Source organism: Aquimonas sp. (assembly GCF_044377145.1).
Classification (GTDB): domain Bacteria; phylum Pseudomonadota; class Gammaproteobacteria; order Xanthomonadales; family Xanthomonadaceae; genus Aquimonas.
The window spans coordinates 1-10,343 of the sequence record NZ_JBILJQ010000110.1 but is presented as its reverse complement, the minus strand read 5'-3'; the positions used below and the strand labels follow the sequence as shown (position 1 = coordinate 10,343).

The following is a 10,343-nucleotide window of genomic DNA, read 5'->3' as shown; positions in this document are numbered from 1 at the left end:
CGTCGCCATACTCCGTACTGTCGCCAGATGCACCCCTATCCCGAGCAGCGCTTTGTTGCGTCACGACCTTAGGCAGGAGCCGTATGCGGTGATGCCGCTCGTACGGATCTGTGCCGGGGGCGCCGGGAAACCGGCGTCCCTACCGCGACCACGAAAACCTGCGTGGACCGCAGTACTACTTTGGGGCCAGCACATGCTGAGCATGCCGATGCACGACAGCCTGCAGGAGCTCGGCCTGCGCGGCATGGCGCGCGCCCTGCGTCGCCAGCTTGAACAGCCCTTGCAGCACGAACTGCAGTTCGAGGAGCGGCTTGCATTGCTGATTGATGCAGAGAAGAACGAACGAGTCAGCTACCGCTACGTTCAACGTCTTCGCTGAGCCAAGCTACCGCAACCGGATGCAAGCATCGAAGGCATCGACCGTGCGTGTCCACGCGGGCTTGATCGCAGCCTGCTGCAGCGGTTGACCCGGCTGGAGTGGATCGATCAGAAGCTGAACCTTTTGATCACTGGCCCCACCAGCGTCGGCAAGAGCCATCTGGCCAGCGCACTCGCCCACCAAGCCTGTCGACAGGAGTTCAGCGTGCGCTGCCTGCGCCTGCCGCGACTGGTCGAAGACCTCGCCCGCGCCGAGGGCCAGCGCAAGAAGAGCGCGCTGTTCCGACAACTCGCCAAAGTGCAGCTGCTGATGCTCGACGACTTCGGGCTCACCCCGCTCACCAACAACCAACAGCGCGACCTGCTGGAGCTGCTCGACGATCGCTACGACAAGGCCTCGACCGACGACGGGCATGCCGTGCAATCCTTGACCGGCATGTGCTGGAATAAGCGGCTGGCTTGACGTGGAATCAGTCACCGGTTTGCGTGGAATGCTCGAGTGCAGCTCTCAAGGTTTGGAGCCTCCGAGAAACGTGGGGCGATTCACTCCTACCGCGCCGGCTCATGGTCCCCCTAGAGGGGTCTCCGAAGCCAGTCCTAAGAACTGTCGCCAGCGCTGCTGCCGCATCGGTGGGATGCCGGCGGCAGCCTGATTGCATACCTCATGCGACAGCGCGCTCGATAGGTGTCTGCGCGGGACGCTTGCCCTGGATCACGGTCTAAGCCATAGCGGGCGGATGGCAAGGCCAGCCGACCTCGCAAGACCCCCGCCGGGCGGGCGCTCTGCATCCTTGATGCGCAGGATCGCGTTGCGCGTCGTCAGATGACAAGGTTTACCAGCCGGCCCGGCACGATCACCACTTTCTTCACACCGCTGTTGCCGATGTAGCGAGCCACGTCCCCGTTGCCGAGCGCGAGGGATTCGATGTACTCGCGGCTGGCGTCGGCAGGAACGGTGATCTCTCCACGCAGCTTTCCGTTCACCTGCACGACCAGCGAGATCTCGTCCTTCTGCAGCGCCTCGGGCACCGGCTCCGGCCACCCGCTGTCGATCAATTCCCCTTCATAACGAAGCTCTGTCCACAACGCATGTGCAATGTGGGGGCTGATCGGGAACAACACACGCAACAGAATGCCCATGGCCTCGCGAACGATGCCGGCGCAGCCGCCACGATAGCTCTCGAGGACGTTCAGCAGTTTCATGGTGCCGGAGACCACTGTGTTGTACTGAATGCGGTCGTAATCCGCGTTGATCTGCTTGAGGATCTGGTGCACCTCGATCCGCAGGGCCTTGTCGTCCTTTTCCTGAGGCGCGATCTCGCCGCCGGAGCGCAAGACATCGGAATGCCGATGGGCGTACGACCACAGCCGCCTCAGGAACCTGGCTGCCCCCTCCACGCCGGCATCCGACCAGATCGCACTCTGCGCCGGCGGCCCGACGAAGATCGTAAACAAACGCGCCGTGTCCGCACCGTAGCGGGAGATGATCTCGCTGGGCTCGACGACGTTGTTCTTCGACTTGGACATCTTCTCCATGCCACCCAAGGCCACCGGCAGACCGTCGGCTTTCAGGATGGCCGCGACCGGGTGGCCCTTGTCGTCGACTTGGACCTCCACTTCGTTCGGGTAGAACCACTTTTTCTTGCCGTTCTGCTGCTCCCGATAGAACGACTCGTTCAGCAGCATGCCCTGGGTGAAAAGCTGCTTGAACGGCTCGGCGATGCGCGTCAATCCGAGATCACGCATCGCCCGGGTCCAGAATCGCGCATAGAGCAGGTGTAGCACGGCATGTTCGATGCCGCCGATGTATTGATCCATCGGCATCCAGTAGTCCAGCCGCTCGTCGACCATGGCGTCGGCGTCGGGGCAGGTGTACCGCATGAAGTACCAGCTCGAATCCACGAAGGTGTCCATGGTGTCCGTCTCGCGCCGCGCGGCGCGGCCGCAGGCCGGACAAGCCACCTCGTAGAAGTCAGGATGATGCCGGAGCGGGTTGCCCGATCCATCCGGAACGCAATCGGTGGGCAGCACCACCGGCAGGTCCGAGTACGGCACCGGGACATCGCCGCACGCATCGCAATGAATGATTGGGATCGGCGTGCCCCAGTAGCGCTGGCGACTGATTCCCCAGTCGCGAAGGCGCCAATTGGTACGCTTTTCGCCCAGACCCTTGGCCACCAGATCCGCAGCGATCGCCTCCACCGCCGAGCGGCTGTCCAAGCCGTCGTAGCCGCCGGAGTTCACCAGCACGGCGCCCTCAGTCCGGGAATACCAGTCCGACCACCCGTCGGCGGCGAACGTCTCGCCCTCGATTGCTATGACCTGCCGCATCGGCAATCGATACTTCTTCGCGAACTCGAAGTCGCGCGGGTCGTGGCCCGGCACTCCCATGACGGCGCCTTCGCCGTAGCTCATCAGCACGTAGTTGCAGATCCACACATCTACCTTCTCGCCGGTGATCGGATGCGACACCTGCAGTCCGGTTGCGAGGCCTTTTTTCTCCTGGGCCGCCAATTCCGCCTCGCTGGTCCCACCCTTCCGGCACTCCTGAACGAAGGCGGCAAGCTCGGGATTCAACTCGACGGCTCTTGCCGCCAACGGGTGCTCGGCGGCCAAGGCGCAGAAGGTGGCGCCCATCAGCGTGTCCGCGCGGGTGGTGAAGACCCAGAGCTTGCCATCGCAAATGAGGCGGCCATCGGCATCGGTGATGTCATGAAGAAAGGCAAAGCGCACGCCTTCGCTCTTGCCGATCCAGTTCCGCTGCATGGCGCGCACTTGTTCGGGCCAGCCTTCGAGCTGGTCGATGTCCGCCAGCAGTTCTTCCGCATAGTCAGTGATGCGGAGGTAGTAGCCCGGAATCTCGCGCTTTTCCACCAAGGCGCCCGAACGCCAGCCGCGTCCGTCCACGACTTGCTCGTTGGCGAGCACCGTCTGGTCGACCGGGTCCCAGTTGACGATCTGGGTCTTATTGTATGCGATGCCCTTTTCGAGCAGCTTCAAGAAGAACCACTGGTTCCAGCGGTAGTACTCCGGATCGCACGTGGCAACCTCGCGCGACCAATCGATCGCGAGGCCCAAAGGCTCCATCTGCGCCTTCATGTCGGCGATGTTCGAGTAGGTCCATTCGGCAGGCGAACGGCCGGACGCCATCGCAGCGTTCTCGGCCGGCAAGCCAAAGGCGTCCCATCCCATGGGCATCACGACATTGGCCCCTTTCATCCGCATCCTGCGGGCCAAGATGTCGTTGATGACGTAGTTGCGGACGTGCCCCATGTGCAGGCGTCCGGAGGGATACGGCAGCATGGAGCAGGTGTAGAACTTCGGCCTGGCCGGGTCTTCTACGACGCGATATGCGTCACGATCCCGCCAATGCCGCCGTGCGGCGTCCTCGATCACGTCCGGTCGATACTTCTCTTCCACTCCGCTCCTCCTATCGTGTATTCGCTTGGAAACCAACGTCTGGCCCTGCCGGCAGGCTGCCGGCGCCCGTACTGGCATAGCCCGCGGGCGGATCACTCGCGGATCGAGGGCCCATGATCCGGATGACGGACGCCCGCCCGGCCATTGCGGGCTCGCCCCCGGCAACGTGCGACAACGCACGCTGCCCATACCCCGCGGGTGGCGAAGCCAAGCCTGCGGGGGCACAACCGCCGTTCGGCCGGACCTGCGCGCCGAGCCGGGCTGCGGGGCCTCTCGGCCGGTGCGGCAGCGTACACCGCGACGCGCCGAAAGAGTTGCGGAATCGGTGGTCTACTTCAAGAAAGGCCGGCCCGCTGCTGAGGCTGCCCCCCGGGTCGGCCCGCGCGGCGTCGTTCCCCGCGGGCCATGGTCACATGCGGGCCGGCATCGGGGCGCGCGCTAGAAGAGCTCCACGTAGCGCGCGGGATAGGTCGCCTGACGGTATCTCAGCACCAGCACCGAATACCGCTGGTAGGGCCGCAGCGCATTGGACGCCAGCCGTACGGCGCGCAGGCGGTTCTTCGCGGCGGTTCTTCGCGGCGGTGATCGCGTCGGGGGCGAGGTCCGCTGTCGTCTCTACGAAACGCTTGATCGTCGCATCGCAATAGCGTTCGATTTCATCCGCCGGCTCGAGGGCCAGTTCGCAACGATCCTCGTACAGGATCTCCAGTTCGCGATACGGCCGCATGACCTCATCGTAGCGCTCCAGCGTCGGGGTTATCCCAAACGCTGCTCGCGCCTGCTCGACGACGGGTTCAGGCACCTCTGCGTTCACGTAGAACGGGGACGCCAGAACATAGCCTCCGTCGTCGAGAAACCCCACGAATCGGCGCAGCGCCGCCTCCGGATCTGTGAAGAACTTCAGACCCGCGCCCACGGCGATGTGCGTGTACTTCTCGGTCGGCTCGAACTGATATCCGTCCGCCTCCTCGTAGCTCAGCATCGCGTTGGGCGCATAGCGCGTGGCGTTGTATTTGGCGGCCCTCACGGCATGCGTCGCGCGGTCGAACCCATGCGCCGTGCACCCCGTCATCAAGGCAAGCTCGCGCGCCTGAAAACCGGTGGTGCAGGCCACCTGCAGCAGCCGCGAACGCTCGTCGAGGCGCGAGAACAACGCCCATTTAGACAAGGTGTTGAAGGAACCTGGCAGCACGTTCCACTGATTGATGAAGCCGACGAACTCCGGGTACGGCAACGAATTCACGAAATCTGATCCGATCAACTGAAACCTCCTAAGTTCGGGGCTGGGAAAGGGCAGCTGCAGGGTGTTGGCGTAGACCGAAGGCTGCTGGTAGATCGCGCGGATGGCCTCGATGTCGCGAGCTTCGCTATGGCGGAGAGTGGATCGCGCGATCATGCCGGCCGCGGCCGTAGCCCGCCCCTCAAGCGCGTGCCCAGCCCAGCCCAGCCCAGGTGCAGGCGCCGCGGTCCGCACCGCCGTCGCACGCGCTGGGCTATCCTGCCCTGCCCCTTTCGGCCGGGTTCGATGCCAGTGCGGCGTCCCCGGCCATCACCGCGCGGAGTGCGTGCCCGGCATGTTCGACCTGATCAAGCGCCTGTTCGGCCTTACCCCCGCGCCGGCTGCGGGTGACAAGGATTTTGCGACCTTGAACCAGCAGGCGCCGATCAAGGCCAAGGAGGCCACGAGCGAGCGCGACCCCAGCCACGCGCAGGGATTCATCTGCCGCGAGACCATCCTCGGCCGCGATCAGCGCGTCGCCGCCTATCACTTCCAGCTGCATGAGGGCACGCGCAATCGCCTGGCGCTGCGCAGCCGGCGCATCCATCACGTGTATGCCGAAGTGGTGGTGCGCAATCTCATCAAGATGGATGTCGCCAAGCTGCTTGGCCACCGGCTGGCCTTCTTCGAGCTGCCGGACTCGTTCCTTCACCACGAAGCGCTTGACATGCTGCCGCCGGCCAGCGTGGTACTGAACGTGGTGACCCTGCCTGATGCAGGCGGACCGACCCCAGCTGCGGTGATCGAGCGCATCCGCGCGCTGAAGCAGGCCGGCATCCGCTTCGCCGCCGATGCGCTGTCGAACAGTGCGCCCGGCGCGTATCTGTTGGCCGAAGCCGATTTCGTGATCGTACACACCGACCGCGTCGATCCGCGCCGGCTGCGTGATCTCGCCGATGGGCTGAAATCCGGCGGTGGCCAACGCCAGTGGCTGGCGCGCGAGCTGCCCAGCCATGATGAGTTCACTCTGTGCTTCAACCTCGGCGCGCAGCTGTTCCAGGGCCCCTTCATCACCCGTCGCGAAGACTGGAGCGGCAACAGCCTGGGGCCGAACTCTGCGCGTATCGCCGACCTGATGTCGCAGCTGCGGCGCGACGTCGAGCTGAACCAGATCGCCGAGCTGCTGAAGCAGGATCCGGCCCTGTCGCTGCGCCTGATGCGCTACATCAACTCGGCCGCGATCGGCATCCGCGAGGAGATCACCTCGATCGAACGTGCGCTGATGCAGCTGGGGCGCGACAAACTCTACCGCTGGCTGAGCCTGCTGCTGTACGGCGCCGACAGCGGCAACTCGGGCGCTTCCGCCCTGCTCGAAAACGCCCTGGTGCGCGCGCGCATGCTGGAACTGCTGGGCGCGAACCGGCCTGCCAGCGAACGCGAAGCGCTGTTCCTGGTCGGCCTGCTGTCGCTGGTCGATGCCGTGCTCAAGGTGCCGATGGAAACCGCACTGACCCAGCTGTCGGCATCGCCCGAAATCGAGGCCGCTGTTGCACGCGGTGAAGGCCCGATGGCGGCCCTGCTGCGGCTGGCGATCGCCTGTGAGGGCGCGGACGCATTGTCGCTGGCGCTCGCAGCCGAGCACTGCGGCGTGACCGCCGAGGACGCCACCGAAGCCCATTTGCAGGCGCTGGGCTGGGCCTTGGAGGTCACCCGCGAATGAGGCATCGGATCACTGAGCGCCGCACACGACCGTCCGCTGCGCCTGCGACAGCCTCTCCACTGCGAACTCCGGAAACTGCCGAGCTGAAGAACTCTCCATGCGCGCATTCCCACCCTGCGGCCGAGCCGCATTGGCCAGCACATTCAAACGCAGGCTGATGGCCGTGCTGACAGCGGCGCTGCTGTCCGCCTGCGCTGCCACGCCCTCGCAGCCCGCGCCCGCTGAGGCGACTGACCCGAACGACTCGACGCCTTTCATCGCAGGCGGCCATGAGCCCGGCTGGCAGCTTCAGCTGCTGGGCGATCACGCCGAACTGCAGCGCTTCGGCGAGCCGGTGCCTGCAAGGATGCGCATCAGCGCCATCGACAGCAGCGCCGACCTGACCCGGCTCAGCGTCGACAGCGCGCTCGGCGCAGTCTCGATCCGCATCGCGCACAGCCTGTGCCGCGACAGCTGCAGCGGGCTGCCGCACCCCGACAATGTCAGCATCGACCTGCCCGACCGCCAGCTGCGCGGCTGTGGCGGCGATCCGCATGCACTGCTGCGCGCCCAGCCCTGGCAGCTTGCGATCGTCGAAGTTGCGGCGCCTGTCGCCCTGCTGAGCTTCGGTGAGGCCAAGCGGCTGCAGCTGCAGGGCCCGTGCAGCGACTACCTCGGCGAGTACACGCTGAGCGGCGAAGGTCTGCGGCTGCAGCTGACCAAGGTCAGTCGTGAACGCTGCGCTGGCACGAACGCTGAGGCTGAGGAGCCGGAGCTTCAGCTGTTGCAACGCCTGGCCGCCGTGCAACGGCACGACTTCGGCCCTGCGGGCGAACTGCGGCTGTTGAGCGCGGACGGCAGCTACCTGACTGCAGTCGCGGCGCCGACCGAGTGATGGCGCGCCATCCGCAGAACTCACGCCCAGCGCAAACCCCGCATTCCCAGCCATCCCGCCACCACGCTATCGAAAGGAGACCCCATGAAGAGACTTCCGCTGTTCGCCGCGCTCATGACTGCAGGCTGCTTGATCGCTGCCTGCTCCCCCGCGGCGCCACCGATGCCAGACCTGCAGGGCCGCTATTCAGACAGCTTCGACGGCTCGGGTGAGTTGACCGGCTGGACTGCGGCCCGCGCGCAGGCCCTGCCTGAAGTGGGCCGTGTCGACGGCCGCTACCGCGCCGCACTTCACCACAATCGCGATGATGTCACCCTGCACTACAAAGACCGCCAGGGCAGGCTCGATGCCAAACCGCTGCGCTTTCCGTTCGAGGTGATCGTGCGCAACATCGGTATCGGCGGCCTGCAGGACAGCCAGCAGCCGCACCCGGCCCAAGCCTGGGCCTACAACTTTGCCGGCCTGCAGGTGCATGTGCCGGATTTTGACGACACCAACTCCGCCCATCTGGTGGTTGGCCATCGCGGCGAAACCGCGTTCACGGTCGAAGGCAAGAACACCCGCAACGGTCATTCGGAGGTGAGCGACGAAGGCGCTAACGTGGCGCCGCAGGCGCGCGCCGACCTGCGCATCGTCGGCCTGGCCGACCGCAGCCTGCGCGCCTACTGGCAGCTGCCGAATCCGGCCCCGGGCCAGCAGGCCGACGACTGGAAACCCTACGGCGGCGATGGCCTGCTGCCCGGGCGCGCGGCACGGTATCCGGAGTGGGTGTATGTCGGCCTCATCACCTACGCGCAGGGCGACAAGGGGCTGCCCTTTGTCGGCACGGCGGATGCAATCGAACTTGTAGGCGAACCGACCACCGAATAAGCGATCAAGCAGCTTCGACTGCAGCGCACCCCACACAGCAGAAGGCCGACGGATTGCTCCGTCGGCCTTCTGGCTTCAGCTCAGTCTACGACGCGTTATTCAGGCGCCGACCGTGTTGGCGACCGCGCTGTAGTCCTCGATCTGATCGAAGTTCATGTAGCGGTAGATCTGATTGCTGCTGGCGGCCAGCACGCCGACATCGACCATGTACTCCTCGCGGGTCGGGATGCGGCCCAGGCGCGAGCAGATTGCGGCAAGCTCGGCCGAGCCCAGGTACACATTGGTGTTGCGGCCCAGACGATTCGGGAAGTTGCGGGTCGAGGTCGACATCGCGGTCGAGCCCTCGCGGATCTGCGCCTGGTTGCCCATGCACAAGGAACAACCCGGCATTTCCATGCGTGCGCCGGCCGCGCCGAAGGTGCCGTAGTGGCCTTCCTTGGTCAGCTCGGCGGCATCCATCTTGGTCGGCGGCGCCACCCACAGGCGGGTCGGGATATCGCGCTTGCCTTCGAGCAGCTTGGCCGCCGCGCGGAAGTGGCCGATATTGGTCATGCAGCTGCCGATGAAGACCTCATCGATCGCAGCGCCGGCCACATCGGACAGGGTCTTGGCGTCGTCGGGATCGTTCGGGCAACAGACAATCGGCTCAATGATCTCGTTGAGGTCGATCTCGATCACCGCCGCGTACTCGGCGTCGGCATCGGGCTGCAGCAGCTGCGGGTTGGCCAGCCACTCCTCCATCTTCTTGATGCGGCGGGCCAGCGAGCGGGGATCGGAATAGCCCTCGGCGATCATCCACTTCAGCAGGGTGATGTTGGAGGTCAGGTACTCGATGATCGGCGCCTGATCCAGTCGCACCGTGCAGCCGGCGGCCGAACGTTCGGCCGAGGCGTCGGCCAGTTCGAAGGCCTGTTCGATCTTCAGCGTGGGCAGGCCTTCGATCTCCAGAATGCGGCCGGAGAAGATGTTCTTCTTGCCCTTCTTTTCGACCGTCAGCAGGCCGGCCTTGATCGCGTACAGCGGAATCGCGTGGACCAGATCACGCAGGGTCACGCCCGGCTGCATCTCGCCCTTGAAGCGCACCAGCACGGATTCCGGCATGTCCAGCGGCATCACCCCAGTGGCTGCGGCAAAGGCGACCAGACCGGAGCCGGCCGGAAAGCTGATGCCGATCGGGAAGCGGGTGTGGCTGTCGCCGCCGGTGCCGACGGTGTCGGGCAGCAGCATGCGGTTCAACCAGCTGTGGATGATGCCGTCGCCCGGACGCAGCGAGATGCCGCCGCGGGTGGAGATGAAGTCCGGCAGGGTGTGGTGGGTCTTGACGTCGACCGGCTTCGGATACGCCGCGGTGTGGCAGAACGACTGCATCACCAGATCGGCCGAAAAGCCCAGGCAGGCCAGGTCTTTCAGCTCGTCGCGGGTCATCGGGCCGGTGGTGTCCTGCGAACCGACCGAGGTCATCTTCGGTTCGCAGTACGTGCCCGGGCGCATGCCCTGGCCTTCCGGCAGGCCGCAGGCGCGGCCGACCATCTTCTGCGCCAGCGAGTAGCCCTTGCCGGTGTCGGCCGGGTTCTGCGGCAGGCGGAACAGGGTTGAGGCCGGCAGGCCCAGCGACTCGCGCGCCTTGGCGGTGAGGCCGCGGCCGATGATCAGCGGAATGCGGCCACCGGCGCGCACTTCGTCGAACAGCACCTCGGATTTGACTTCGAACTCGGCGATCGTCTCGCCGTTCTTCAGCGCCTTGCCGTCGTAGGGGCGCAGCTCGACCACATCGCCGTGCTCCATCTTCGAGACATCCAGCTCGATCGGCAGCGCGCCGGCGTCTTCCATCGTGTTGTAGAAGATCGGTGCGATCTTGCTGC

The 10,343-nt window shown here is 65.4% G+C and carries 7 protein-coding genes and 1 pseudogene; 5 read left to right on the top strand and 3 right to left on the bottom strand.

Annotation, left to right across the window (positions count from 1 at the left end):
* Positions 1 to 193 precede the first annotated feature (193 nt).
* Both ACIQ7H_RS20690 and ACIQ7H_RS20685 read left to right on the top strand, forming a co-directional pair.
* Positions 194 to 379 carry a hypothetical protein gene (locus ACIQ7H_RS20690; RefSeq protein ID WP_395795123.1) on the top strand — a complete coding sequence of 62 codons (186 nt, stop codon included), beginning with the start codon at positions 194 to 196 and terminating at the stop codon, positions 377 to 379.
* A gap of 12 nt (positions 380 to 391) precedes the next feature.
* Positions 392 to 841 (top strand): annotated as a pseudogene (locus ACIQ7H_RS20685) (ATP-binding protein); the annotation flags it as partial.
* Positions 842 to 1,197: 356 nt separating this feature from the next.
* Here the strand turns inward: ACIQ7H_RS20685 and leuS are convergent.
* Positions 1,198 to 3,798 carry a leucine--tRNA ligase gene (gene leuS, locus ACIQ7H_RS20680; RefSeq protein ID WP_395795121.1) on the bottom strand — a complete coding sequence of 867 codons (2,601 nt, stop codon included), beginning with the start codon at positions 3,796 to 3,798 and terminating at the stop codon, positions 1,198 to 1,200.
* A 409-nt stretch (positions 3,799 to 4,207) separates the two neighbouring features.
* Complete coding sequence (locus ACIQ7H_RS20675) at positions 4,208 to 5,194, bottom strand: methyltransferase domain-containing protein (RefSeq protein WP_395795119.1); 987 nt, start codon at positions 5,192 to 5,194, stop codon at positions 4,208 to 4,210.
* A 178-nt stretch (positions 5,195 to 5,372) separates the two neighbouring features.
* Here ACIQ7H_RS20675 and ACIQ7H_RS20670 point away from each other — a divergent pair, with 178 nt between their 5' ends.
* The 3 genes from ACIQ7H_RS20670 (at position 5,373) to ACIQ7H_RS20660 (ending at position 8,481) form a co-directional block, all read left to right on the top strand.
* Positions 5,373 to 6,737 carry an EAL and HDOD domain-containing protein gene (locus ACIQ7H_RS20670; RefSeq protein ID WP_395795117.1) on the top strand — a complete coding sequence of 455 codons (1,365 nt, stop codon included), beginning with the start codon at positions 5,373 to 5,375 and terminating at the stop codon, positions 6,735 to 6,737.
* A gap of 97 nt (positions 6,738 to 6,834) precedes the next feature.
* A complete protein-coding gene (locus ACIQ7H_RS20665; RefSeq protein WP_395795115.1) occupies positions 6,835 to 7,611 on the top strand; it encodes an META domain-containing protein in 777 nt (258 codons plus the stop codon).
* 84 nt (positions 7,612 to 7,695) lie between these two features.
* A complete protein-coding gene (locus ACIQ7H_RS20660) occupies positions 7,696 to 8,481 on the top strand; it encodes a hypothetical protein (RefSeq protein WP_395795113.1) in 786 nt (261 codons plus the stop codon).
* Positions 8,482 to 8,580: 99 nt separating this feature from the next.
* On the opposite strand, the gene ACIQ7H_RS20655 is transcribed toward ACIQ7H_RS20660, so the two are convergent.
* Positions 8,581 to 10,343, bottom strand: a 1,763-nt coding sequence (locus tag ACIQ7H_RS20655) for a bifunctional aconitate hydratase 2/2-methylisocitrate dehydratase (protein ID WP_395795111.1), incomplete at its 5' end; no start/stop codon positions are given.